24 protein-coding genes are annotated in these 24350 nt (G+C 66.8%); 11 read left to right on the forward strand and 13 right to left on the reverse strand.

The genetic code is table 11. The annotated features are described in order from the left end of the window. The first annotated feature begins 4 nt into the window (after positions 1-4). Positions 5-808: an SDR family NAD(P)-dependent oxidoreductase gene (locus AU192_RS09300; protein WP_064395478.1), complete on the forward strand. Its 804-nt coding sequence runs from the start codon at positions 5-7 to the stop codon at positions 806-808. 12 nt (positions 809-820) lie between these two features. On the opposite strand, the gene AU192_RS09305 is transcribed toward AU192_RS09300, so the two are convergent. From AU192_RS09305 to tkt, 7 genes are all read right to left on the reverse strand, one after another. Continuing rightward, positions 821-1192, reverse strand: a complete 372-nt coding sequence (locus AU192_RS09305; RefSeq protein WP_064395637.1) for a hypothetical protein — start codon at positions 1190-1192, stop codon at positions 821-823. Positions 1193-1405: 213 nt separating this feature from the next. Then, the gene (locus AU192_RS09310; RefSeq protein WP_064395479.1) at positions 1406-2842 is read right to left on the reverse strand and encodes an HNH endonuclease signature motif containing protein; all 1437 of its coding nucleotides are present in this window, start codon (positions 2840-2842) and stop codon (positions 1406-1408) included. Positions 2843-3035: 193 nt separating this feature from the next. Further along, positions 3036-3776, reverse strand: coding sequence for a 6-phosphogluconolactonase (pgl, locus tag AU192_RS09315; RefSeq protein WP_064395480.1), 741 nt, complete (start codon positions 3774-3776; stop codon positions 3036-3038). Then, positions 3773-4684, reverse strand: a complete 912-nt coding sequence (opcA, locus tag AU192_RS09320; protein ID WP_064395481.1) for a glucose-6-phosphate dehydrogenase assembly protein OpcA — start codon at positions 4682-4684, stop codon at positions 3773-3775. Before opcA ends, pgl begins: the two co-directional genes overlap by 4 nt. 28 nt (positions 4685-4712) lie before the next feature. Next, positions 4713-6239, reverse strand: a complete 1527-nt coding sequence (gene zwf, locus AU192_RS09325) for a glucose-6-phosphate dehydrogenase (RefSeq protein ID WP_064395482.1) — start codon at positions 6237-6239, stop codon at positions 4713-4715. Beyond that, on the reverse strand, positions 6236-7366 hold the full coding sequence (tal, locus tag AU192_RS09330) for a transaldolase (RefSeq protein WP_064395483.1): 1131 nt from the start codon (positions 7364-7366) through the stop codon (positions 6236-6238). The genes zwf and tal overlap by 4 nt, the downstream gene beginning before the upstream one ends. A gap of 20 nt (positions 7367-7386) precedes the next feature. Next, positions 7387-9480 (reverse strand): transketolase, encoded by a 2094-nt coding sequence (tkt, locus tag AU192_RS09335; RefSeq protein WP_064395484.1) that lies wholly within the window; start codon positions 9478-9480, stop codon positions 7387-7389. 187 nt (positions 9481-9667) lie between these two features. On the opposite strand from tkt, the gene AU192_RS09340 reads away from it, so the two are divergent. Then, positions 9668-10594, forward strand: coding sequence for a heme o synthase (locus tag AU192_RS09340; protein ID WP_064395485.1), 927 nt, complete (start codon positions 9668-9670; stop codon positions 10592-10594). Positions 10595-10597: 3 nt separating this feature from the next. Here the strand turns inward: AU192_RS09340 and AU192_RS09345 are convergent, their stop codons facing one another. Next, positions 10598-11569 carry a quinone oxidoreductase family protein gene (locus AU192_RS09345; protein ID WP_064395486.1) on the reverse strand — a complete coding sequence of 324 codons (972 nt, stop codon included), beginning with the start codon at positions 11567-11569 and terminating at the stop codon, positions 10598-10600. Between the two features lie 18 nt (positions 11570-11587). On the opposite strand from AU192_RS09345, the gene AU192_RS09350 reads away from it, so the two are divergent. Further along, entirely contained in the window at positions 11588-12457 is an 870-nt protein-coding gene (locus tag AU192_RS09350) for an ATP-grasp domain-containing protein (protein ID WP_064395487.1), read from the forward strand. On the opposite strand, the gene AU192_RS09355 is transcribed toward AU192_RS09350, so the two are convergent. Beyond that, positions 12407-13336 carry a COX15/CtaA family protein gene (locus AU192_RS09355; RefSeq protein ID WP_198957182.1) on the reverse strand — a complete coding sequence of 310 codons (930 nt, stop codon included), beginning with the start codon at positions 13334-13336 and terminating at the stop codon, positions 12407-12409. The two genes, AU192_RS09350 and AU192_RS09355, sit on opposite strands and share 51 nt — an antisense overlap. 71 nt (positions 13337-13407) lie before the next feature. Then, the gene (locus AU192_RS09360) at positions 13408-13977 is read right to left on the reverse strand and encodes a TetR-like C-terminal domain-containing protein (RefSeq protein ID WP_064395489.1); all 570 of its coding nucleotides are present in this window, start codon (positions 13975-13977) and stop codon (positions 13408-13410) included. A gap of 91 nt (positions 13978-14068) precedes the next feature. On the opposite strand from AU192_RS09360, the gene AU192_RS09365 reads away from it, so the two are divergent. After that, positions 14069-14752, forward strand: coding sequence for a hypothetical protein (locus AU192_RS09365; RefSeq protein WP_064395490.1), 684 nt, complete (start codon positions 14069-14071; stop codon positions 14750-14752). Here the strand turns inward: AU192_RS09365 and AU192_RS09370 are convergent. The 3 genes from AU192_RS09370 to mptB are packed head-to-tail and all read right to left on the reverse strand — an operon-like array spanning position 14666 to position 18068. Next, positions 14666-15439, reverse strand: a complete 774-nt coding sequence (locus AU192_RS09370) for an ABC transporter permease (protein WP_064395491.1) — start codon at positions 15437-15439, stop codon at positions 14666-14668. The two genes, AU192_RS09365 and AU192_RS09370, sit on opposite strands and share 87 nt — an antisense overlap. After that, positions 15439-16386: an ABC transporter ATP-binding protein gene (locus AU192_RS09375; protein ID WP_064395492.1), complete on the reverse strand. Its 948-nt coding sequence runs from the start codon at positions 16384-16386 to the stop codon at positions 15439-15441. The genes AU192_RS09370 and AU192_RS09375 overlap by 1 nt, the downstream gene beginning before the upstream one ends. Continuing rightward, positions 16383-18068, reverse strand: coding sequence for a polyprenol phosphomannose-dependent alpha 1,6 mannosyltransferase MptB (gene mptB / locus AU192_RS09380; RefSeq protein ID WP_064395493.1), 1686 nt, complete (start codon positions 18066-18068; stop codon positions 16383-16385). Before mptB ends, AU192_RS09375 begins: the two co-directional genes overlap by 4 nt. A gap of 91 nt (positions 18069-18159) precedes the next feature. On the opposite strand from mptB, the gene AU192_RS09385 reads away from it, so the two are divergent. Genes AU192_RS09385 through AU192_RS09415 form a run of 7 tightly spaced genes read left to right on the forward strand, consistent with a single transcriptional unit; the run spans position 18160 to position 24344 of the window. After that, a complete protein-coding gene (locus AU192_RS09385; RefSeq protein ID WP_064395494.1) occupies positions 18160-18879 on the forward strand; it encodes a helix-turn-helix transcriptional regulator in 720 nt (239 codons plus the stop codon). Then, the gene (sufB, locus tag AU192_RS09390; protein WP_064395495.1) at positions 18876-20321 is read left to right on the forward strand and encodes a Fe-S cluster assembly protein SufB; all 1446 of its coding nucleotides are present in this window, start codon (positions 18876-18878) and stop codon (positions 20319-20321) included. The genes AU192_RS09385 and sufB overlap by 4 nt, the downstream gene beginning before the upstream one ends. Then, complete coding sequence (sufD, locus tag AU192_RS09395; RefSeq protein WP_064395496.1) at positions 20321-21517, forward strand: Fe-S cluster assembly protein SufD; 1197 nt, start codon at positions 20321-20323, stop codon at positions 21515-21517. Before sufB ends, sufD begins: the two co-directional genes overlap by 1 nt. Beyond that, complete coding sequence (gene sufC / locus AU192_RS09400) at positions 21514-22284, forward strand: Fe-S cluster assembly ATPase SufC (protein WP_064395497.1); 771 nt, start codon at positions 21514-21516, stop codon at positions 22282-22284. Before sufD ends, sufC begins: the two co-directional genes overlap by 4 nt. Before the next feature lie 2 nt (positions 22285-22286). Beyond that, a complete protein-coding gene (locus AU192_RS09405; protein WP_064395498.1) occupies positions 22287-23540 on the forward strand; it encodes a cysteine desulfurase in 1254 nt (417 codons plus the stop codon). Position 23541: 1 nt separating this feature from the next. Continuing rightward, positions 23542-24000 (forward strand): Fe-S cluster assembly sulfur transfer protein SufU, encoded by a 459-nt coding sequence (gene sufU, locus AU192_RS09410; protein ID WP_064395499.1) that lies wholly within the window; start codon positions 23542-23544, stop codon positions 23998-24000. Further along, positions 23997-24344, forward strand: coding sequence for a metal-sulfur cluster assembly factor (locus AU192_RS09415; protein WP_064395500.1), 348 nt, complete (start codon positions 23997-23999; stop codon positions 24342-24344). Before sufU ends, AU192_RS09415 begins: the two co-directional genes overlap by 4 nt. Positions 24345-24350: the final 6 nt, after the last annotated feature.

The following is a 24350-nucleotide window of genomic DNA, read 5'->3' on the forward strand; positions in this document are numbered from 1 at the left end:
ATCTATGGACTTGGGTCTAGCAGGATCGGCTGCCGTCGTGACGGGCGGCAGCAAGGGTATGGGCCTGGCGATAGCGACCACGCTAGCGCAGGAGGGGGCCCGGGTCGCGGTGATGGCCCGGGGCGTCGAAGCCCTCGACGCGGCCACGGTGACGCTCCGCGAGGCGGGTGCGCCCGACGCCGTCGGAATCAGCGTCGACATGGCCGACCCCGAGTCCATTACCGCCGGCTTCGACACCGTCGCCCAGCGATGGGGGGAGATCAACAGCCTGATTCATACGGTCGGGCCGGGAGACGGATACTTCGAAGATCTCGACGATGCACACTGGGAACAGGCTTTCACGCTGGGCACGATGGCGGGTGTCGGGGCGATCCGGGCCGCGTTGCCGATGCTGCGGGCCGCGGAGTGGGGCAGGATCGTGACGCTCTCGGCCCACTCGATCCAGCGCCAGAACCCGCGGATCGTCGCGTACACCGCGTCGAAGGCGGCGCTCAGCAGCGTCACCAAGAATCTGTCGAAAAGCCTTGCCAAGGACGGAATCCTGGTCAACTGCATCTGTCCCGGCACGATCGTGACGGCAAGCTTCACCGAGGTACTCAAGGATATTCTGGCCGCCGACGGGCTCGACGCCACCGATCCCACTGACGTGATGACCTGGATCGACAACAACTTCCATCAGCCATGCGATCTCGGCCGGGCCGGCCTGCCCGAGGAGATCGCGTCGATCACCGTCTATCTGGCGTCGAGGCGCAACGGCTACGTCACCGGAGCCACCGTCAATGTGGACGGCGGCTCCGATTTCGTCTGAGCCTCGCCGCCACTAGAGGCCGGCGGAGCGGCGCACCTTGTTAACGGCGCCCCGCACCACCTGCTCCGTCGCGGCGAGCGGCGAGATCACCGACTCACCGAGGCCGACGATGCGTTCCACCCGCCCGACGATGCCCTCCATGCGGTCCACGACGGCGTTCAGACGCGGCGCGAGCTGATTGATCTGGTTGATCGTCTCGTTGAACCGCTCCAAGGTAGCGTCGAGGTTGGCGGTGGAGCTGTTGAGGTCCTCGAGCGTCTCGCTCAGCCCCTCCAGGATGGTGTCGACCTGCTCGACGGTGACGTCGGCGTTCAGCGCCGCCTGGGCGAGCTTCCTGATGCGTTCGGGTCCGGTGCGCACCGGCTTACCGCCCTTGTCTGCCATGACCGTCATTATGACCGCAGCCGGGGAACCGCTGGCCGTAACCCGGCGTCTGAACAGATGTGAACCAAGACGAAACCGCGTCCCGGCAGTGCCCCGTGGATCCGCGAATGGTCATGGCCGGATCGGATACCAGGACCGCAAGGGCCGACTACGACGCAGGCTTTCGCGACGGACACGACGATGATCTCTCGGCCCTCTCGGGCTGAAGGCTGGTCAGAACGGCGGTGGTTCGTCGTCCCTGGCGAGCCGTTCGGCTAGCAAGAACTGAATGCGGCGCTTGCGCGCGGCGTTGTGCTGACGTTCCAGCGCGATCCGATACGCCTTGTCCTCTGCGCGGGTCCGCCTGCGGGTTGGCATCTTCGCGCCGCGATGAAGGTCGTCTGGTCCGCTCGGGTGCGATGCCACCGTGATGTCGCCCGTGGGCCGACCCAGCTGTTCGAAGAACTCGGCACCGCCGGGGGTGGTGGTGTACGTCTGCCCGTTGGGCGCCGTCCATATGACAGTGCCGTCCGCGAATTGTCGGTCTGACCACCCGTCGGAGCCGCACCAGAAAGTCTTCAGCAGATGGTGAAAGCCGCAGAGCAGCTTCAAGTTCGACGGATGAGTGGGCCCCATTGGGTACGGGACCGTATGGTCGATCTGGCACGCGGATGCGGGCACACCGCAGCCCGGAAAGCGGCAGGCCAGGTCGCGCCATCGGATGAAACGAGCCAACGCCGCAGACGGCCGGTAGCCCTCCTCGGCGCAGGGTTCGGGTAGCGGAACCGGGCGCACCTGCGCGGTCGCGATCATCTCGCGCAACATCGAGGCGGGCACCGCGCCGAAGCCTGGCAGGTACCCCGGATTGTCCGACCGGCCCTCGATCGTGGCCTGCTCGGCGATGACATTGATTACGACCTGACTCGTAGGCCCGCCGGGGGACCTGTTCTGGCAATCCTCGGCCCCGCAGCCGCACTCGAGCCGCATCTGCCCCGCGCTCATCCCCGTCATCGCGTCCGCGCGGCGCTGCGAAACGGTGCGCGGATCGTCGCGGCATACGGTTGCGGCGATCTCATCGAGTCGCGTGTCGAACGCCACGCCGTCGGCGAAGGCGAGTTTGGCCCAGACCCCGACCATGCCAGGACCGATCGGACCGACCTCGACGTAGCGGTCGTCGTTGGGCGGTTTCGGTTCCCGAACCCCGTCCGGGTCGAACTTCTCCACCCACATATCGATGCGTTCGTGCAGTTTCGGCCCGGACAGCTTCATCCATTTCGGCGACCATTTCGCGAAGGCCGCATCGAGCCGGGCGAGGCGATCGTCGTCCTTGACGTTGGAGCTGCGGTTGACCAGAGCGGTCATCATCCGAAAGTCGATCTGCCCACGCGCGAAGACCTCGGCGACCTTGGGCAAGCGCTCGTGCAGGTCGATGGCGTAGTGCAGGCGACTGGCGGCTCGCCCGCGGCTGATGTTGAGCGCCGCCGCGACCTCGGCGACCACATTGGCGTGGCCGTCGATCGCCCAATTCGCTCGTTCGTCGTCGTCCTCGGGGGCGCGGCGGGCGTAGAGCTCACCGATCGCCATGAGTTCACGGCCGCTGGCCGCGCTCTGCTCGCGCGAAGACGCGGTGATGGACTCAACCACCGCCGCGTCGTCGAGTGCTTCGAACATGTGTGCGATACTACTCGCCGCCACCGACAGGTCGCGCGTCCGCTCCTTCGATGACGCACGTCCGTTCCATCGGGGGTAATGCACCTCGTTACCGGAACGAAGGCGGGCCGTGAGAGCTTTCGTCCGACGGCACACCGCCTCGATCAGTTGGTCAACAGGATCAGCGGAGGTAGATACAGCTCTATCGCCTCAATCAGCCAAGCTTGCTCGCCGCGGCCTCGTCGAGCAACCACACGGTCGCCTCACGGCCCACCGCGCCCGCCGCGGGCACGTCGTCGGCGTCAGCGCCGCCGATCGCCGCCGCGACCGCGTCGGCCTTTCCGTCACCGGAGACCACCAGCCACACCTCCCGCGACCGGCGAACCGCGGGCAGCGTCAACGTGATTCGCCGCGGCGGCGGCTTGGGGGAGTCCTCGACACCGACCACCAGGCGCTCGGTCTCACGCACCGCGAGGGTACGGGGGAACAGCGAGTTGATATGGCCCTCGCCGCCCATTCCGAGAAGATGTACGTCGAAGTCCGGGGCGGGCTCGCCGTTCTGGGCGTTGGCGGCCAGCACCTGCTCGTATGCGGCCGCGGCAGCGTCGAGGTCGTCGCCGAACTCCGCACCGCTGGCGGCCATCGGGTGCACGTTGCCGGCCGGGATGCTCACACGATCCAACAGCGCCTCACGGGCCTGCTTGTAGTTGCGCTCGTCATCGTCTACCGGCACGAAGCGATCGTCACCCCAGTAGAGATGCACCTCCGCCCAGTCGATCTCGGTGCCCTTCTCCGCCACGCGCTTGAGCAGCTTGGTACCGGTGCCCCCGCCCGTCAGCACAATGTGCGCTGAGCCCCGCTTGTCGAGGGCCGCGATGATGGCTGCGACAAGCCGATCACCTGCGGCCGCCACCAGTGTCGCGGTGTCGGGATAACGCTCGATGGTCGCGGTCATGCGTATTGCACCTTGTCGATTCCCTGCAGGGCTTCGTGGTAGATCTCATCGGGGTCGAGCCTGCGCAAATCCTCGGCCAGGCACTCTCTGGTTTCCCTGCGCGCTAACGGGATTCGCGCCTCGGGCCGGCTGGTTCGGCTCAGTGTCGCGGTGACGCCGGTCTGCGGCCGACGCAGAGTGATCGTCTCACCGTCGCGCAGCAGCTCTACTTTCAGCTCGCCCACCTCGCGGTGCACCGGACCGTCGATTCGAGCGGCGAGCCAACCCGCGAGCACATCGAGCGACGGCTCGTCCCGTAGACCCGACACCACCGCAGAAGCGATCGGCGCGTGCGGTTCCTGGTCGACGGCCGCGGCCAGCAGGGCCCGCCAGTACGTGATCCGCGCCCAGCAGAGGTCGGTATCCCCGGCGGTATAGCCGGCCAGTCGGCCTTTGATCGCGGACAACGGATCGGAGCACTGCGTCGCGTTGGTGATCCGCCGAATCGCCAATCGCCCCAACGGATCCTTGGCGGGTACCGCAGGCCCGCCAGCCGGCCACCACGCCACCACCGGCGTATCCGGCAACAGGAAGGGCAGCACCACGGCGCTCGCGTGGTCGGCGAGTTCGCCGTGCAGGCGCAACCCGACGATCTCCCCGGCGCCGGCGTCCCCGCCGACGCGTAGTTGCGCGTCCAACCGCGCGTCGCCGGCGTTGCGGTCCCCGGGCACCACGAGGATCACCCGGCAGGGGTGTTCACGGCTGGCGAAGTTGGCGGCTTCGATGGATTCTTCCAGCAGCTCGTCGGAGTCGAGCGAGATCACCAGGGTGAGCACGCGGCTCAGCGTGATCGCGCCGCCCTCCTCGCGCAGCCCGGTGATCTTCTTGTTGATGTCGTTCGTGGTTGTGTTCGGAAGGTCGACAATCATTGCTGTCGGCTCCTCGCGCTAGAGCTCGTCACGGTCGCCTCCATTCCCGGCCCATGCGATGCAACATCTCGTCGGCCGAGGCTGGGCCCCAGGTTCCCGATTCGTAGGCCTCGGGCTTACCGTGCGCGGCCCAGTAGTCCAGCACCGGATCGAGGATCTCCCAGGACAATTCGACCTCCCGGTTCACCGGGAACAGCGACGGTTCACCGAGCAGCACGTCGAGGATCAGCCGCTCATAGGCTTCGGGGGAGTCCTCGGCGAACGCCGACCCGTAGGAGAAGTCCATATTGACGTCGCGGACCTCCATGGCGCTGCCGGGCACCTTGGAGCCGAAGCGGGTCGTGATGCCCTCGTCGGGCTGCACCCTGATCACCAAGGCGTTCTGGCCGAGTTCCTCGGTCATGGTCTTGTCGAAGGGCAGGTGCGGCGCCCGCTTGAAGATCAGCGCGATCTCGGTGACCCTGCGCCCCAATCGTTTTCCGGTGCGCAGGAAGAACGGCACACCGGCCCACCGCCGGGTGTCGACCTCGAGCGCGATGGCCGCGTAGGTCTCGGTTTTCGAATCCTTCGAGAAGCCTTCCTCTTCGAGCAGGCCCACCACTTTCTCGCTACCCTGCCAACCCGACGCGTACTGCCCGCGCGCGGTGGTCTCGTTCAGCGGCTGCATCGGCCGCGTGGCCGAGAACACCTTGATCTTCTCGATCTGCAGTTCCTTCGGACCGAAGCTGACCGGCTCCTCCATCGCGGTCAGGGCCAGCAGTTGCAGAAGGTGGTTCTGGATGACGTCGCGCGCGGCGCCGACTCCGTCGTAGTACCCTCCGCGTCCGCCCAGCCCGATGTCTTCGGCCATCGTGATCTGCACGCTGTCGACGTAGTTGTTGTTCCAGATCGGCTCGTACAGTTCGTTGGCGAACCGCAGTGCGAGGATGTTCTGCACCGTCTCCTTGCCGAGGTAGTGGTCGATGCGGAACACCGACTCCTCGGGGAACACGCTGTTGACGACCTCGTTGAGTTCCTGCGCACTCTGCAGGTCGTGACCGAACGGCTTCTCGATCACCACCCGGCTCCAGCGACCCTCCTGCGGGTTGGCCAGCCCGGACTTCTGCAGCTGCTCACACACCTGCTGGAACGCATTCGGCGGAATGGACAGGTAGAAAACGTGATTGCCACCCGTTCCCCGTTCCGCATCGAGTTTTTCGAGCGTCTCGGCAAGCCGGCCGAATGCCGCATCGTCGTCAAAGGTGCCCTGGACGAACCGGAATCCTTCGGACAGGCGGTCCCACACCTCCTGACGGAACGGCGTGCGGGCGTGCTTTTTGACCGCCTCGTAGACCACTTGACCGAAATCCTCGTCGGCCCAGTCTCTTCGGGCGAATCCGATCAGCGAAAAGGACGGAGGCAGCAGGCCGCGGTTGGCCAAGTCGTAGATCGCCGGCATCAACTTCTTGCGCGACAGGTCACCGGTGACGCCGAAGATGACGATCCCGCAGGGCCCCGCGATCCGGGGCATCCGCTTGTCGCGCTTGTCGCGAAGCGGATTCACCCAGTCCGTCATTTTTTGGCTGGGGGCTTGCTCATGTTGAGCTGTTCCTGCGTCGCCTCGAGCAATTCGAGCCACGACTTCTCGAATTTCTCCACACCCTCGTCCTCGAGGAGTCGGAAGACGTCGGGCAGGTCGATACCGACGGCGGCCAGCTTGTCGAACAGCGCCTGTGATTCGTCGGCCGTGCCAGTCACGGTGTCGCCGGTGATCACGCCGTGCTCGGCGACCGCGTCGATCGTCTTCTCCGGCATCGTGTTGACCGTGTTCGGGGCGACCAACTCCGTGACGTACAAGGTGTCCGAGTACTCGGGGTTCTTCACGCCCGTGGAGGCCCACAGCGGACGCTGCACACGGGCACCATCACCCTTGAGCGCTTCGTATCGTTTGCCGCCGACGAACACTTCTTCGTATGCGGCGTAGGCGAGGCGCGCGTTGGCGACGCCGGCCTTACCCCGCAGATCCAGCGCCTCCTGCGATCCGATCTTCTCAAGGCGCTTGTCGATTTCGGTGTCGACCCGCGACACGAAGAACGAAGCGACCGAATGGATCTTGGACAGGTCGTGGCCGGCCTCCTTGGCCTTCTCCAGGCCTTCGAGGTAGGCGTCCATCACGAGCCGGTGGCGTTCCACGGAGAAGATCAGCGTGACGTTGACCGAGATGCCTTCGGCGATCACGGCGGTGATCGCGGGAAGGCCCGCCATGGTGGCGGGGATCTTGATCAGCAGATTCGGCCGGTCGACGGTCTTCCACAGATCGATCGCCTGCAGGATGGTCTTGTCGGTGTCGTGCGCGACCCGCGGGTCCACCTCGATCGACACCCGGCCGTCGACGCCGTCGGAAAGCTCGTACTGCTTGGCCAATACATCACAGGCGTTGCGGACATCGTCGGTGGTGACGGTGCGAATCGTGGCGTCCACGTCCGCGCCCCGCTCGGCCAGTTCGTTGACCTGATCGTCGTAGGCGTGTCCTTTGGACAGCGCAGCCTGGAAGATCGACGGGTTGGTGGTCACTCCGACAACGCTCTTGGTGTCGATGAGTTCCTGCAGGTTTCCCGTCTGCAGTCGGTCGCGCGACAGATCGTCGAGCCACACCGACACGCCTGCCTCGGATAATGCCGCAAGATTCGGATTCTGAGCCATAGCTGTGCCTTTCCTAGACCTCAGTTGTCTATCGATCGCTCCGCGGCGGCCACCACAGCCTCGGGAGTGAACCCGAACTCGCGGAACAACGTCTTGTAGTCGGCGGACTCGCCGTAGTGCTCGATCGAGATGATCTCCCCGGTGTCGCCGACGAGCTTGTACCAGCTCTGCGCGACGGCCGCCTCGACCGCCACGCGCGCCGAAACACTGGGCGGCAGAACCGAATCGCGGTATTCCCGCGGTTGCGACTCGAACCATTCCACACATGGCATCGACACCACGTAGGCCGTGATGTCCTTTTCCGCCAACTGCTTTTGCGCCTCCACCGCCAGCTGCAATTCCGAGCCCGTCGCGATGATGATCACGTCCGCGTCGTCGGCGGGATTTCCGCCGCCGAGGACGTAGCCGCCGCGGGCCACCCCGTCGGCGTCGGTGCCCTCCAGCACTGGGATGCCCTGACGGGTCAGGATGAAACCGACCGGACCGCTGCCGTTGCCGCGGGCGATGATGCTGCGCCAGGCGTATGCCGTTTCGTTGGGGTCACCCGGTCGGACTACGGACAGGTTCGGGATCGCGCGCAGCGCCGCCAGGTGTTCGATCGGCTGGTGCGTCGGGCCGTCCTCGCCTAGACCGATCGAGTCGTGGGTCCAGATGTAGATGGTATCGATGTCCATCAGCGATGCGAGTCGCACGGCGGGCCGCATGTAGTCGGAGAACTGCAGGAACGTGCCACCGAACGCGCGAGTGGGGCCGTGCAGCACGATGCCGGACAGGATCGCGCCCATAGCGTGTTCGCGGACGCCGAAGTGCAGCACGCGGCCGTACCAGTCCGCCGTGAAGTCGTCGGTCGAGATGGACGGCGGGCCAAACGAGTTCACGCCCTTGATCGTGGTGTTGTTGCTGCCCGCGAGGTCCGCCGAACCGCCCCACAACTCGGGCAGCTTCGGCGCGACGTCATTGAGCACCTGGCCGAACGCGGCGCGGGTGGCCAACGGCTTGGAGCCCGGCTCCCAGTAGGTCAGGTCCGAATCCCAGCCGTCGGGCAGTTTCTGAGCCAGCAGCCGGTCCAGGAGGTCCTTGCGCTCGGGCTCACGCTCGGCCCATGCGTCGAAGTCGGTCTCCCACTTGGCGTGTGCCTCTTTGCCGCGATTCACGAGCTTGCGGGTGTGCTCGATGACCTCGGGCCGCACCTCGAAGGTCTTGTCGGGGTCGAAGCCGAGAATCTTCTTGGTGGCCGCGACCTCGTCCTCGCCGAGCGCCGAACCGTGCGCGTCGCCGGTGTTCATCTTGTTGGGCGCCGGGTAGCCGATGATCGTGCGCAGCGCGATGAACGACGGTTTGTCGGTGACCTTCTTGGCCTCGGCGATGGCCTGTTCGATGCCGACGACGTTCTCGCCGCCCTCCACCTCCTGGACGTGCCAGCCGTAGGCGCGGTAGCGGGCCGCGACGTCTTCGGACAGCGCGATGTTGGTGTCGTGTTCGATCGAGATCTGGTTCTTGTCGTAGAACACGATCAGGTTGCCGAGCTGCTGGGTGCCCGCCAGCGACGACGCCTCGCTGGTGATGCCCTCTTCGATGTCGCCGTCGGAGGCGATCACATAGATGTAGTGGTCGAACGGGCTCTCACCCCACGGCACGTCGGGATCGAACAGCCCGCGCTCGTAGCGCGAAGCCATCGCCATGCCGACCGCTGATGCCAGACCCTGCCCGAGCGGGCCGGTGGTGATCTCCACGCCGTCGGTGTGGCGGAACTCCGGATGGCCGGGGGTCTTGGACTTGAACGTCCGCAAGGCTTCGATGTCGTCCAGCTCGAGCCCGAATCCGCCGAGATAGAGCTGGATGTAGAGGGTCAGGCTGGAATGGCCTGCCGACAGCACGAACCGGTCGCGGCCGAGCCAGTGCACGTCGCTGGGGTCGTGGCGCATCTGGCGCTGGAAGAGCGTGTAGGCCAGCGGCGCCAGGCTCATCGCGGTTCCGGGGTGGCCGTTGCCGACCTTCTGCACCGCGTCGGCCGCCAGCACCCGGACGGTGTCAACCGCCGCCGAGTCCACCTCGGTCCAGTCCTCGGGGTGATTCGGGCGGGTCAGCGCGGAGATTTCTTCGAGTGTGGTCACAGGCGCACTCCTGGTCGGCATAGAGCATTTCTCAGCTGCACGTCCAACCACCCTAGTGCGGGATGGTCGTCCAATGCAGGCTGCTGGGGCGAGACGCCGGGCAGGATTAGGACGGTGTTGTCGTGCGGTCTACCATCGTCTGTAGTAGATGCCCGCGCGCTGGGACCATTTCGACAGGAGTAACTGCGTGAGAGTTCGCGACGTTCACCTCGTCGACGGGGCGCAGATTCGGATTCGCGACAAATTCCTCGGCTACGTCTCGCTGACCAAGCCGCGGGTCATCGAACTGCTTCTGGTCACCACGATCCCGGCCATGCTGCTGGCGAGCCGGGGCACGGTCGATCCGCTGCTGATCCTGAACACCCTGTTCGGCGGGCTGCTGGCCGCGGCGGGCGCCAACGCATTGAACTGCGTTGCCGACGCCGACATCGACAAGGTCATGAAGCGCACCGAGCGCAGGCCGCTGGCGCGTGCCACGGTTCCGCGCAGTCACGCGCTGATCTTCGGGCTGGCCCTGTCCGTCGCGTCCTTCTTCTGGCTGTGGTGGACGACGAACATGCTGTCGGCCCATCTCGCCGGCGCGACAATCGCGTTCTACGTGCTCGTCTACACGCTGTTGCTCAAGCGCCGCACCTCGCAGAACGTGGTGTGGGGCGGCGCGGCCGGCTGCATGCCGGTGATGATCGGCTGGTCTGCGGTCACCGGGACGATCGCCTGGCCCGCGCTGGTCATGTTCGCGATCATCTTCTTCTGGACTCCGCCGCACACCTGGGCGCTGGCGATGCGCTATAAGGAGGACTACCGCGCCGCGGGCGTCCCGATGCTTCCCGCGGTCGCCACCGAACGTCAGGTCACCAAGCAGATCCTGATCTACACGTATTTGACGGTGGCCGCGACGCTCGCGCTGACGCCCGTCACCGGCTGGCTGTACGGGGCGGTGGCGCTGCTGGCGGGCGGGTGGTTCCTGGTGATGGCGCACCAGCTCTACAACGGCGTGCGTCGCGGCGAGGCGGTCAAGCCGCTGCGGCTGTTCCTGCAGTCGAACAACTACCTCGCCGTGGTGTTCCTGGCGCTCGCGGTCGACTCCGTCCTGGCGCTGCCCACCGTGTTCTAGCCCCTACGGCACCAGCACCACCGAACCGACCGTCTTGCGACCCTGCAGGTCGCGGTGCGCTTGCTCGGCATCGGCGAGCCGGTAGCGCTCGCTGACCGTGATCGTCAGCGTGCCCGAGGCGATCGCATCGAGAAGTTCGCCCGCACGCCAGGCGAATTCGTCGGCCGTGCGGGTGTAGTGCACGAGTGTCGGACGGGTCAGGAACAGCGAGCCCGCGGCGTTGAGCAGCTGCGGGTCGAACGGCGGCACCGGCCCGCTCGAAGCGCCGAACAACGCCAACGTGCCCCGCACCCTGAGACTGGCCAGGCTGGCTTCGAACGTGGCCGCCCCCACCCCGTCGTACACGGCCGCGACGCCACCGTCGGTCATGTCCTTGATCTCGGCGCCGAACGCGGCCGGATCGTCGGGATAGTCGAGCACTTGCACCGCACCCGCCTGACGCGACAGCTCCGCCTTCTCCGGCGTCGAGACGGTGGTGATCACGCGTACCGCCATGCTGGTCGCCCATTGGGTGAGAATGAGCCCGACGCCGCCGGCGCCCGCGTGCACCAGAACCGAGTCGCCCTGCTGTACCGGATACAGCGACTTGATCAAGTAGTGCGCCGTCATACCCTTGAGCAGGGATGCGGAGGCCGCGTCGGGAGCCACGCCTTCGGGCACGTAGGCCACGAAATCGGCTGGGGCGACACTGTATTCGGCATAGGCCCCGTTGGCTTGAGCGGTGACGACGCGATCGCCGACCTTCAGCGCGGCGACGTCTTCGCCGATCGCCGCCACGGTGCCGCACACCTCGTTGCCGACGATGAACGGCGTCTCCCGCGGGTACTGGCCGGACCGGAAGTAGGTGTCGAGGAAGTTCACGCCGATGGACTCGGCCTTGATGAGCACCTCCCCGGGGCCCGGCGTGGGCTGTGGCTTCTCGACGTAGGTGAGGACTTCGGGTCCGCCGGTCTGGGCGACTTCGATGGCATGCATGGTTCTATCGTGCCAACTATGAAGCTCGCGCGGCCTGACGTGTTCCATCCGCGGATCGTGTTGGCCGGATGCCCCGCCCTGCCGGAGGGGGACGGCGACGACGCCGGCCTGGTCGCGGCCCTGGGAAAGCACGGACTCCACGCGCGCTGGATGTCCTGGGATGACCCGGCGACCTTGGAGGCGGATTTGGTGATCCTGCGGGCGACGTGGGACTACATCGACCGGCTCGATGAGTTCCTGTCCTGGACGCGACGGGTTCGCCATCTGCTCAACCCGGCCAGGGTGGTGCCCTGGAACAGCGACAAGCGCTACCTGGCCGACCTGGCGGCAGCAGGTGTGCCGACGGTCCCCACCCGATTCGTCGACCCTGGCGACGCAGTACGGCTGCCGAACAGCGACGAAGTCGTGGTCAAGCCTGCGGTCGGCGTGGGATCGGTTGAGGGCCTTCGCTTTTCGGATCGCGACGAGGCGCGACGACACGCCGATCGGCTGCTGGCCGCCGGTCGGACCGTATTGATCCAGCCCTACGATGAGCGCATCGAAGACGGCGAGACCGCTCTGGTGTTCATCGGCGGTGCGCAGTCGCATGCCTTCGCGAAGTGCCCCGCCGATCCCGATTTCGAGGTCTGGGACGTCGGGCACCAGGCACTTGCGGCGGCGGCCGCACACCTGGACCTGTCCCCGGAGGAGTTGCTCTACGCGCGCGTCGACGTCATCGGCGGGCACGCGGACCCGCGCGTGCTCGAAGTCGAACTCATCGAACCGTCGCTGGGCTGGATGCAGCTGGACGAAACGACAAGGGGCCGGCAGCACCGCGAGTTCGTCGTCGCCGTCGAATCAGCGCTCGACCGGTTCGGGCTTGGCCCGCTCTCGCATCGACGCCCATAGCGCGGCGGTCGCCGCGGTGCAGAGCGCGGCACCCGCGACGTGCACCGCCACCAACGCGGCGGGTACGCCGGTGAAGAACTGCACCGTGCCGACCAGACCCTGACACACCACCAGCACGAGAAGGACAACCAGCCGCAGCAGGACCGGACGGGGTGCGCGCACCGCCAACAGGCCGAAGCCGAGGCCGATCAGCAGCGACAGGTAGGCCACCATCAGCGCTGAGTGCGCGTGCACCAGCGTGGTGATCTCGACCTCCAGCCGGGGAATCGTGCGGTCAACACTCTTGTCTCCGGCGTGGGGCCCCGCGCCGGTCACCAGGGTGCCCGTCACCAGCACGGCGGCCAGGGCCGCGGCGCTGAGCAGAGCCAGCTGTCGCAACGCCTTGGGTGCCCGCCGGACGAGGACACCGTCGTCGGGCTCGCCGATCTTGACGAACAGCAGCACCGACAACCAGACCATGGTCATCGACGCCAGCAGGTGAATCGCGACCGTCCACCACAGCAGTCCGGTCAACACCGTGATGCCGCCGATCACCGCCTGGACCACGGTCGACACCGGCATCAGCCACGCGTAGACGAGCACCTCGCGGCGGCGACGGGCCCGCGTCACGGCCAGCACAGCCGCCGCCGCGGTGAGCACGACGAGGAAGGTGACCATCCGATTGCCGAACTCGACCGCCTGATGCACCACCGGCACCTCGGCGACCGGCACCGGTGTGAAACTGCCCGGGAAGCACTGCGGCCAGGTAGGGCAGCCCAGCCCCGACGCGGTGACGCGGACGATGGCACCCGTCACCGAGATCCCGCCCTGGGTCAGGATGACGAGGAAGGCGATGACGCGCTGGGCCCGCAGGCTGGGCAGCGGCAGCAGATCGACCAGCCGCAAAAAGGCGCGTCGCACGATTCGATGGTAGAGCAGCGCAACTACAAGCCGTAGTAGCGGGTGAGCGGCTACCGCGGCGCCACGAACGGCACCAGCACCTCATCGACCAGTTGCACGACCAGGTCGTCGTCGATGCGGTCGCCGGTGATCAGCAGCCGATGCCACAGCACGCTCTGCCCCAATTCGCGGGCGAGCTCGACGGGAACATCGGCGCGAACGTCGCCGCGGGTGATACCGCGCGCCAGCAGTGCGGCCATTTCCTGCTTTCGCCAGCCGATGACGCCGTTGCGGAAGGCCTCGGTGAGGTCCGGGTCGCGGGCGCCGGCCGCAATCGCGGCCCGAATCACCGGTGCCCGAGGACCGGTGAACAACGCGGCCCACCCACGCAACACGGCGAGCATGTCGCCGCGGTAACTGCCCGTGTCCTCGTGCGGAATCGCGTCGGTGGCGATGCCGAGCAGGGTGTCGCGGAGCAGTACGGTGGCGTCCGGCCAGCGCCGGTACAGCACGGTTTTGCTCGTCGCGGCTGCCGCGGCGACGGCCTCCATCGTGACGCCGACCGGACCGTGCCGGGCGAGCAGATCGAGCACGGCGTCACGGATCGCGGCGTCGAGTTCTTGTCCGCGGCGACGCGGCATCCGACACTCCTTAGAAGAAACGCTTGCGTATCTTATCGCGAGAGCTTAGCGTCATGTCTTAAGAAACGCTTCCGTATCTTAGGAGGATCGCATGGCGCGTCCCCTGCTCTATCCATTGCGCTCCGTCGACACCGCGACGGTGCAGTATCTCGACCATCGCCACGGCAGGCGCCGTATCACGATCGACCACCGGCCGCTGGCGGGCGTCACCCCGGCGATGCTGCTGGACTGGTTCACGCAACTGGGCGAAACGATGGTGTACGGGGGACAGGTCATCGACCGCTATCTCGCCTGGCATCCGATCGATCACATCCACTGGGCGCTGGCGCGTCCGGCGCCGGGAGGGGGAGCGGCCGACGGTGCGCGTTTCCGCATGGTCGAGGCGTTCGGCGGACGGCCCGAGTACAGGATCGACGAAATCGCGCGGGTCGAGAAGCTCGACGAGACCGGTATCCGACTGGTCAAACGCCTCGCGGGGATTGCGATCTTCCAGCTCGAGCACACCTGGTCCGCGGGCGCCGACGGTGCCCATTACGTGACGGTGATGGATCTCGGCGCGCGCTCGCCGCTGCTCTCTGTCGTCAACAGGGTCGTACGCCGACGGTTCCCGGCGGACAAGATGCACGCGTGGGTGAAGCACAACATCGAAGAGGTCGGACAGCTCGAATACCTGCTGCCGCTGTTGGCTTCAGGTGAAGCGGAACCAGCGCAGCGCGCACAGCGCGGCGACGGCGCCCCAGACCGCGAGCACCAGAAGGCCGAACCAGTCCACTGACAACGTCATCGCCTGGGTCAGCGCTTCGGTGAGGGCGCCGGACGGCGTCAACCGGGCCACCCACTGCGCGGCGGACGGCACCATGCCGCCCTCGAGCGTCAGCGCGCCGAGCCCAGCGAAGACGAACCACAGCAGGTTCGCCAAGGCCAGCACGATCTCGGCGCGCAGAGTGCCGCCGAGCAACAGGCCCAGCGCTGCGAAAACCGCTGTGCCCAAAGCGATCACCGCTGCGCCGAGCGCAAGCCCCGCCAGGTGCGGTCGCCAGCCGAGCGCCACCCCGATGGTGCCCAACACGATCGCCTGCAGGAACACGACCGCCACCACCGCCAGCGACTTGCCCGCGATGATGCCCCACACCGGAAGCGCCGTGGCGCCAAGGCGTTTGAGGGCCCCGTAGCGGCGATCGAATGCCACGGCGATCGCCTGCCCGGTGAACGCGGTGGAGATCACGGCCAGCGCCATGATCGCGGGCACGAACGTCGCCGCTCGGTTCGGCCCGAACGACCCCAGCGGCAGCAGCGTCAAGCCCACCAACAAGGTGATGGGGATGAACATCGTCAACAGCAGCTGTTCGCCGTTGCGCAGCAGCAGCCGCAGCTCCAGGCCGAACTGCGCGGCGAGCATCTTCTGCACGGTCGCCGGTCCCGGATCGGGTGTGAAGGTGCCCGGCGCAAAGCGATTCGTCATCACGGCCGCAACTCCCGCCCGGTCAGGTCGAGGAACACATCCTCGAGGCTTCGCTGTTCGACGCGCATATCGGTGGCCAGTACGTCAAGACGTGCGCACCACGCCGTCACCGTCGCCAGCACCTGCGGGTTGATCGCGCCCTCCACCAGGTATTCGCCAGGGGCGGTCTCGGTTGCCTTGTAAGTCTCGGGCAGTGCGGAAACCAGCAGGGACAGGTCGAGCATGCGCGGCGCGCGGAATCGCAACTGGTTCTCGGCGCCGCTGCGCATCAGCTCCTCGGGCGAACCGGTGGCCACCGGAACGCCGTGGTCGATGATCATGATGCGATCGGCCAGCTCCTCGGCCTCGGTGAGCTGATGGGTCGTCAGCACCACGGTCACGCCGTCGCGACGCAGCGCATCGATCAAGTCCCACACCACGATTCGGGCATGCGCGTCCATACCTGCGGTCGGCTCGTCGAGGAACACCAGCTCCGGGCGGCCGACCACCGCACAGGCGAGCGCCAACCGCTGCTGCTGACCACCGGACAGCCGCCGGTAGGTCGTGCGTGCCGCCTCGGTCAGACCGAGGGTATTCATCAGCCATGCCGGATCGAGCGGGTTGGCCGCGTAGGACGCCACCAGGTTGAGCATCTCGCCTGCGCGGGCCGCCGGGTAGCCGCCGCCGCCCTGCAGCATCACACCGATGCGCTCGCGCAACCGGGCGTTGTCGCCGAACGGATCCAGGCCGAGGATCTCGATCGTGCCGGAGTCGGGCCTGATGAAGCCCTCGCACATCTCCACGGTCGTGGTCTTGCCTGCGCCGTTCGGCCCGAGCAGCGCGAACACCTCGGCGGCCCCCACCTCCAGGTCGAGTTCGGACACCGCGACCGTCGACCCGTAGCGCTTGGTGACCCCGCGCAGGCGTACGGGGGCGGGGGACGACGCCCCGGATCCAGAGTGGGTCACGGGGACTCAGCGTATGCGTCGGGCCGCGCGGGCTGTGGCTGCGGTGGCGGCGGTCGTTCATGCGGCGGGCTCGCCACGCTGCGCCAGGGCAACCGATTGTAGGTGAGCAGAAACAGCGCGACGACGATCACCGTGCTCGCCGCGGTCGCGAGCAGGATCTGGAACACCGTGAAGCGGTCGCCGTTGGCGGTCGGGCCGAAGATGCCTACGGCCAGCGTCACCACGATCGTCGTGCTGCGGAACGCCGGCCGGGTCGCCCAGGCCGCGAGGGGCAGGACCGCCCACAGCACGTACCAGGGCTGGACGACCGGGAACAGCAGCACCGTCACACCCAACGCGACGCCGAGCCCGCCCACCGGATGCAGGCGTCCCCGCAGCACCAGCAGCAACAGCCAGGTCACCAGGATCGCGATGATGAACACGCCGATCGCACGGGTGAGGCCCAGCACCGCCGTGGTGTGATCGCCGAGGCCCAGCAGGATGCCGACCTGACCGGTGCCCAGGGCCAACAGGGTGGGCAGCGACATCCAACTACGCACGACGTTCGCCGTGCCCAGCGTGTTGAGCCAGCCGAACCCGAGGCCACTCGCCCACCCGATCAGCGCCATCACCACCACCGACACCGCCGTCAACGACCCGCCGGCCAGGAAGAACGCCTTGACCGTCCCGCCCCAGCGGCAGGCCAGCGCCATCGCCACGAAGCCGAGCGCCAGCAGCGACGGCAGTTTGACCTGTGACGACAGCGTGATCAGCACCACGCCGACCAACAGCATCGTCAGCGGCCACCATCGTGCCCACTGCTCGCGGCGGTCCGGCCAGGACCACGGCCTGGGAAGCAGCGGCGCGGCGGCGTCGACCCCGCGCAGCGCGAACTCGGTACCTGCGAGCATCAGGCCGAGCATCAGCGCTTCGTTGTGGATGCCCCCGACCAGATGCATGATCAGCAGCGGATTGGCGGCGCCGAGCCACAGCGCGCTCACCTCGGCGACGCCGCAGCGCCGCGCGAGGCGCGGGGTCGCCCAGACGATCAGGCCCACGCCGAACAGCACGACCAACCGGTGGCACAGCACCGCGGCGACGATGTTCTCGCCGGTCAACGCCGAGATACCCTGACCGATCCACAGGAACAGCGGCCCGTACGGCGCGGGTGTCTCGCGCCACATGTTCGGCACCGAGAGCGTGAACACGTGGTCCAAACCCAGGCCGGTGGCCGGGCCGACCCGGTATGGGTCGAGGCCTTTGACGCCGATCTCGCTCTGCGCCAGATAGGAGTAGACGTCGCGGCTGTACATCGGCGGCGCGATCAGCAGAGGCAGCACCCACAGCCACAACAGCCGGTCGAGCTGGCTGCGCGACATCCGCCGGTCACCCAGGGTGAAACGCCCGAGCATCAGCCAGCCCAGCGCCATCATGACCGCCCCGGTGGTGGTCATGGTCAAGCTCACGGTCTGGAGGCGCGAGGGTAGGTTGAGCAGTCGCACGCCGAACGTCGGGTCCTGCACCACCGGTCTGGCCCCGACGCCCAGCGCGCCGATCGCCATCAGGACGGTGCCGGCCGCTCCGAACAGCCGGGTCCGGCGCAGCGCGATGACCTCGGCGTCGTTGAGGGGCGATCCCACCGGGGGTTCGTCGGCGTGCCAACGGGCGATCGACGAGCTGAACGACGGGAGGCGGGCTGCCACCTCAGCAGCGTAACCGTCGGCGTTACGGCTCAAGTCACGCTAAGGGTGCCCTTGCTTTACAGGGGTTTCCGAATTCCGTCACAATAGTGTTGTGAAATTCGGTCCGGAGGCAGGAGCCGATCGCCACACGCGTGGGGCGATCGTGCAATTGCTGCTTGAATCCGGGCCGATCACCGCCGGTGAGATCGGCGAACAGCTCGGAATCTCGGCCGCAGGTGTGCGTCGCCACCTCGACGCCTTGATCGAGGCCGGCGACGCGCAGGCCAGCGCCGCAGCGACCTGGCAGCACTCCGGACGCGGCAGGCCCGCGAAGCGGTATCGGCTCACTGCGGCGGGTCGCGCCAAGCTCGGCCACGCCTACGACGACCTGGCCGCAGCGGCCATTCGTCAGCTGCGCGAGATCGGCGGCGACGACGCCGTGCGGACCTTCGCGCGGCGCCGTATCGACGGGATCCTCGCGGGAGTAACCGAGGGGCCCGATGACGTTGTATCCAAAGCCGACCGGGTGGCCGACGCGCTGACCAAGGCCGGCTACGCGACCAGTGTGACTTCGGTGACACCGGCGCCTGGATCGATCCACGGAATCCAGCTGTGTCAGCATCACTGTCCGGTCTCACACGTCGCAGAGGAGTTCCCCGAGCTGTGCGAAACCGAGCGCGAGGCGTTCGCGGAGATTCTGGGAACCCACGTGCAGAGGCTCGCCACCATCGTCAACGGCGACTTTGCGTGCACCACGCACGTACCCCTGGTCGAAAAGACCAGTGCTTCAGCCCCAACAGCCCCCACTAACAAGCAAGGAGCGTCGAGATGACGACGACACCTGAGGTCCACAAGGTAGGCGAACCGCTCAGCCAGGACGAGGCGATCGCCTCGCTGAGCCGGTACGGCTACGGCTGGGTGGACTCCGACGTCGCGGGCGCCAGCGCGCAGCGCGGGTTGTCCGAGGCGGTGGTTCGCGACATCTCCGGCAAGAAGGACGAGCCGCAGTGGATGCTCGACATCCGGCTGAAGGCGCTGCGCACCTTCGAGAAGAAGCCGATGCCGACCTGGGGTTCCAATCTCGAGGGCATCGACTTCGACAACATCAAGTACTTCGTGCGGTCCACGGAGAAGCAGGCCGCCACGTGGGATGACCTGCCCGAGGACATCCGCAACACCTACGACAAGCTCGGCATCCCGGAGGCGGAGAAGCAGCGCCTGGTCTCCGGTGTCGCGGCCCAGTACGAGTCCGAGGTGGTCTACCACCAGATCCGCGAGGACCTGGAGGCGCAGGGCGTCATCTTCCTCGACACGGACACCGCGCTGCGTGAACACCCGGAGATCTTCAAGCAGTACTTCGGCACGGTGATCCCGGCCGGCGACAACAAGTTCTCCGCGCTGAACACCGCGGTGTGGTCGGGTGGTTCGTTCATCTACGTCCCGCCCGGTGTGCACGTCGACATCCCGCTGCAGGCCTACTTCCGGATCAACACCGAGAACATGGGCCAGTTCGAGCGCACGCTGATCATCGTCGACGAGGGTGCCTACGTGCATTACGTCGAGGGGTGCACCGCGCCCATCTACAAGAGCGACTCGTTGCATTCCGCGGTCGTCGAGATCATCGTCAAGTCCGGCGGCCGCTGCCGCTACACGACCATCCAGAACTGGTCGAACAACGTCTACAACCTGGTCACCAAGCGGGCCAGGGCGGAGGCGGGCGCGACGATGGAGTGGGTCGACGGCAACATCGGCTCGAAGGTCACCATGAAGTACCCCGCGGTGTGGATGACCGGTGAGCACGCCCGCGGTGAGGTGCTCTCGGTGGCGTTCGCCGGCGAGGGGCAGCACCAGGACACCGGTGCCAAGATGCTGCACCTGGCGCCCAACACGTCGAGCAACATCGTGTCCAAGTCCGTCGCGCGCGCCGGTGGCCGGGCCTCTTACCGCGGCCTGGTCCAAGTCAACAAGGGCGCCCACGGATCGCGGTCGAGCGTGAAATGCGATGCGCTGCTTGTCGACACGATCAGCCGCTCCGACACCTACCCGTACGTCGACATCCGCGAGGACGATGTCACGATGGGCCACGAGGCCACGGTGTCGAAGGTCAGCGAGGATCAGCTGTTCTACCTGATGAGCCGCGGCCTGACCGAGGACGAGGCGATGGCGATGGTGGTGCGCGGCTTCGTCGAGCCGATCGCCAAGGAGCTTCCGATGGAGTACGCGTTGGAGCTCAACCGGCTGATCGAGCTGCAGATGGAAGGCGCGGTCGGATAGTGACGGCACAGAATCTGACTGCGGCGGCGGAGGGGACATCGGCGGGCTCGGCACTCAACAAGGGCGAGATCTTCACGTCGTTCGACGTGAACGCCTTCGAAGTGCCCGGCGGCCGCGACGAGATCTGGCGGTTCACGCCGTTGAAGCGCCTGCGCGGTCTGCACGACGGATCCGCGGTCGCTTCCGGTAGCGCCGGCATCACCGTGAGCGAGCGCCCCGGCATCGCCATCGAGACGGTCGGTCGCGACGACGAGCGGCTCGGCCAGGGCGGCGTGCCCGCCGACCGCGTTGCGGCACAGGCGTACTCGTCGTTCGACAGCGCGACGATCGTCACGGTGGGCCGTGACACCGAGGTCGCCGAACCGATCGAGATCGACATCCACGGGCCCGGCGAGGGTGCGGTCGCCTACGGGCATCTGCAGATCCGCGTCGAAGAACTCTCCCGCGCGATCGTCGTGGTGGACCTGCGCGGCAGCGGGACCTACGCCGACAACGTCGAGATCATCGTCGGCGATTCGGCACGCCTCGGGGTGATCTGGATCGCCGACTGGGCCGACGACACCGTCCACGTCAGCGCACATCACGCGCGCCTCGGCAAGGACGCCGTGCTCGGCCACGTCAACGTGACGCTCGGCGGGGACGTGGTGCGGACGACGGCGAACGTGCGTTTCACCGCGCCCGGCGGCGACGCCAAGATGCTCGGCACGTACTTCGCCGACGACGGCCAGCACTTCGAGTCGCGGCTGCTTGTCGACCATGCCTACCCGAACTGCAAGTCCGATGTGCTGTACAAGGGTGCGCTGCAGGGTGATCCGACATCCAACCTGCCCGATGCGCACACCGTGTGGGTCGGTGACGTGTTGATCCGCGCGGAGGCCACCGGCACCGACACCTTCGAGGTGAACCGCAACCTGCTGCTCACCGACGGCGCTCGCGCCGACTCGGTGCCCAACCTCGAGATCGAGACGGGCGAGATCATCGGCGCCGGCCACGCCAGTGCCACCGGACGTTTCGACGACGAGCAGTTGTTCTATCTGCGGGCCCGCGGCATCCCGGAGGATCAGGCGCGACGTTTGGTGGTGCGCGGCTTCTTCAACGAGATCATCGCGAAGATCGCCGTGCCCGCGGTGCGCGAACGCCTCACCGAAGCAATCGAACGAGAACTAGCGATCACGGAATCGAGAACAGCCCAATGACCACACTCGAAATCAAAGACCTGCACGTCTCGGTGCACACCCCTGAGCAGACCGAGATCCCGATCCTCAAGGGCGTCGACCTGACCGTGAAGTCGGGGGAGACCCACGCCGTGATGGGGCCGAACGGCTCAGGCAAGTCTACGCTCTCCTACGCGATCGCCGGTCATCCCAAGTACACGGTGACGTCCGGTTCGATCACGCTGGACGGCCAGGACGTGTTGGAGATGAGCATCGACGAGCGCGCCCGCGCCGGCCTGTTCCTGGCGATGCAGTACCCGGTCGAGGTGCCGGGGGTGTCGATGTCGAACTTCCTGCGCACGGCCGCCACAGCCGTACGCGGTGAGGCGCCGAAGTTGCGGCACTGGGTCAAAGAGGTCAAGTCGGCGATGAGCGACCTCGACATCGACCAGTCGTTCTCCGAACGCAGTGTCAACGAGGGGTTCTCCGGTGGTGAGAAGAAGCGCCACGAGATCCTGCAGCTGGCCCTGCTCAAGCCGAAGATCGCGATCCTCGACGAGACCGACTCCGGCTTGGACGTCGACGCGCTGCGGGTGGTCAGCGAGGGCGTCAACCGCTACGCCGAGACCGAGAACGGTGGCGTGCTGTTGATCACCCACTACACCCGCATCCTGCGCTACATCCAGCCGCAGTTCGTACACGTGTTCGTCGACGGACGCATCGTGACCTCCGGTGGTCCCGAGCTCGCCGACGAGCTCGAGGAGAAGGGCTACGTCCGCTTCACGCAGACGGCGGCCGCGGAGGCCTAGCCATGACCGCCACCGTTCGCCCGCTGGATCTGACCGCCATCCGCGCGGACTTCCCGATCCTGAAGAAGCAGATGCGCGGCGGAAACACGTTGGCGTATCTGGATTCCGGAGCTACTTCGCAACGGCCGGTGCAGGTCCTCGACGCCGAACGCGAGTTCTTGGTGACCTCCAACGGCGCAGTGCACCGCGGCGCGCACCAGTTGATGGAGGAGGCGACCGACGCCTACGAGGACGGCCGCGCCGACATCGCGGCGTTCGTCGGTGCCGATCCCGACGAGTTGGTGTTCACCAAGAACGCGACCGAGGCGATCAACCTGGTCTCGTATGCGGTGGGGGACTCGCGGTTCGATCACGCCGTCGGGCCCGGCGATGTGATCGTGACGACCGAACTCGAACACCACGCCAACCTGGTTCCGTGGCAGGAGTTGGCGCGCCGGACGGGCGCCACGCTCAAGTGGTACGGAGTCACCGATGACGGACGCATCGACCTGGATTCGCTGCGGCTCGATGAGCGCGTGAAACTCGTTGCATTCAGCCATCATTCGAATGTCACCGGCGCCCTGGCGCCGGTCGGCGAGCTGGTTGCGCGTGCCAAGGCCGTCGGCGCGCTGACCCTGCTCGACGCCTGCCAGTCGGTGCCGCACCAGCCCGTCGACCTGCATGCGCTCGACGTGGACTACGCGGCTTTCTCCGGGCACAAGATGCTGGGACCGACCGGGATCGGCGTGCTGTACGGGCGGTCTGCGCTGATGAACGCGATGCCACCGTTTCTGACGGGCGGTTCGATGATCGAGACCGTGACGATGGAAGAGACGACGTACGCGCCTGCGCCGCAGCGCTTCGAGGCCGGAACGCCGGTGACGTCGCAAGTGGTCGGGTTGGCTGCCGCCGCGCGCTACTTGCGCGAGATCGGGATGGGCGCCGTCGAGGCGCACGAATCCGAGCTCGTGGCGGCCGCGTTGGAGGGACTGACCGCGATCGACGGCGTGCGCATCATCGGGCCGACGTCGCTGGAGAATCGGGGCTCGCCGGTCAGTTTCGTCGTCGACGGAGTGCATGCGCACGACGTGGGGCAGGTGCTCGACGACGAGGGCGTGGCGGTGCGTGTCGGTCATCATTGCGCGTGGCCGCTGCATCGGCGGTTCGGGATCGCCGCGACCGCACGGGCGTCGTTCGCGGTGTACAACACCTTCGACGAGGTCGATCGGTTGGTAGCCGGTGTGCGCCGCGCCGTCGAATTCTTCAGCAGGGACTGACGTGCGGCTGGATCAGATCTATCAGGAAGTGATCCTCGATCACTACAAACACCCGCACAACCGCGGATTGCGCGAGCCCTACGGCGCGCAGGTTCACCACGTCAACCCGACGTGTGGTGACGAGGTGACCCTGCGGGTGGCGTTGTCCGACGACGGTGAGCAGGTGGTCGACATCTCCTATGACGGACAGGGCTGTTCGATCAGCCAGGCCTCGACGTCGGTGCTGACCGATCAGGTGATCGGCCAGAGCGTCGGCGACGCACTCAAGACCGTCGCCGCGTTCAGCGAGATGATCTCCTCGCGCGGGACCGTCGAGGGCGACGAGGACGTTATCGGGGACGGCATCGCGTTCGCCGGTGTCGCGAAGTATCCGGCGCGGGTCAAGTGCGCGTTGCTGGGGTGGATGGCTTTCAAAGATGCACTGTCACAGGCATCGGAAGGATTTCAGGAGGCAGGATGAGTGACACCGCAGTACCCAACGAGGAACTGTTGTTCGACCTCGAGGAGGCGATGCGCGACGTCGTCGACCCCGAGCTCGGTATCAACGTCGTCGATCTGGGCCTGGTCTACGGAATCAACGTCGAGCAGGGGGAGCAGGGCAAGGTCGCGTTGATCGACATGACGCTGACCTCGGCCGCCTGTCCGCTCACCGATGTGATCGAGGACCAGTCGCGCACAGCGCTGGTCGGGGCGGGGCTGGTCAACGAGTTGAAGATCAACTGGGTCTGGAACCCGCCGTGGGGCCCGGACAAGATCACCGAGGACGGCCGCGAGCAGCTGCGCGCGCTCGGTTTCACGGTCTAGCACAGG

It is taken from the genome of Mycobacterium lehmannii (assembly GCF_001499925.1).
Lineage (GTDB): Bacteria > Actinomycetota > Actinomycetes > Mycobacteriales > Mycobacteriaceae > Mycobacterium > Mycobacterium lehmannii.

What these genes read in the sequence shown, in the direction of transcription:
- AU192_RS09305 (WP_064395637.1), bottom strand. Translation starts at nt 1,192, where the DNA reads ATGGCAGACAAGGGCGGTAAGCCGGTGCGCACCGGACCCGAACGCATC.
- pgl (WP_064395480.1), bottom strand. Translation starts at nt 3,776, where the DNA reads ATGACCGCGACCATCGAGCGTTATCCCGACACCGCGACACTGGTGGCG.
- AU192_RS09350 (WP_064395487.1), top strand. Translation starts at nt 11,588, where the DNA reads ATGAAGCTCGCGCGGCCTGACGTGTTCCATCCGCGGATCGTGTTGGCC.
- AU192_RS09370 (WP_064395491.1), bottom strand. Translation starts at nt 15,439, where the DNA reads ATGACGAATCGCTTTGCGCCGGGCACCTTCACACCCGATCCGGGACCG.
- AU192_RS09405 (WP_064395498.1), top strand. Translation starts at nt 22,287, where the DNA reads ATGACCGCCACCGTTCGCCCGCTGGATCTGACCGCCATCCGCGCGGAC.
- AU192_RS09310 (WP_064395479.1), bottom strand. Translation starts at nt 2,842, where the DNA reads ATGTTCGAAGCACTCGACGACGCGGCGGTGGTTGAGTCCATCACCGCG.
- AU192_RS09300 (WP_064395478.1), top strand. Translation starts at nt 5, where the DNA reads ATGGACTTGGGTCTAGCAGGATCGGCTGCCGTCGTGACGGGCGGCAGC.
- AU192_RS09345 (WP_064395486.1), bottom strand. Translation starts at nt 11,569, where the DNA reads ATGCATGCCATCGAAGTCGCCCAGACCGGCGGACCCGAAGTCCTCACC.
- tal (WP_064395483.1), bottom strand. Translation starts at nt 7,366, where the DNA reads ATGGCTCAGAATCCGAATCTTGCGGCATTATCCGAGGCAGGCGTGTCG.
- sufC (WP_064395497.1), top strand. Translation starts at nt 21,514, where the DNA reads ATGACCACACTCGAAATCAAAGACCTGCACGTCTCGGTGCACACCCCT.
- AU192_RS09365 (WP_064395490.1), top strand. Translation starts at nt 14,069, where the DNA reads ATGGCGCGTCCCCTGCTCTATCCATTGCGCTCCGTCGACACCGCGACG.
- opcA (WP_064395481.1), bottom strand. Translation starts at nt 4,684, where the DNA reads ATGATTGTCGACCTTCCGAACACAACCACGAACGACATCAACAAGAAG.
- AU192_RS09360 (WP_064395489.1), bottom strand. Translation starts at nt 13,977, where the DNA reads ATGCCGCGTCGCCGCGGACAAGAACTCGACGCCGCGATCCGTGACGCC.
- AU192_RS09415 (WP_064395500.1), top strand. Translation starts at nt 23,997, where the DNA reads ATGAGTGACACCGCAGTACCCAACGAGGAACTGTTGTTCGACCTCGAG.
- zwf (WP_064395482.1), bottom strand. Translation starts at nt 6,239, where the DNA reads ATGACGGACTGGGTGAATCCGCTTCGCGACAAGCGCGACAAGCGGATG.
- sufB (WP_064395495.1), top strand. Translation starts at nt 18,876, where the DNA reads ATGACGACGACACCTGAGGTCCACAAGGTAGGCGAACCGCTCAGCCAG.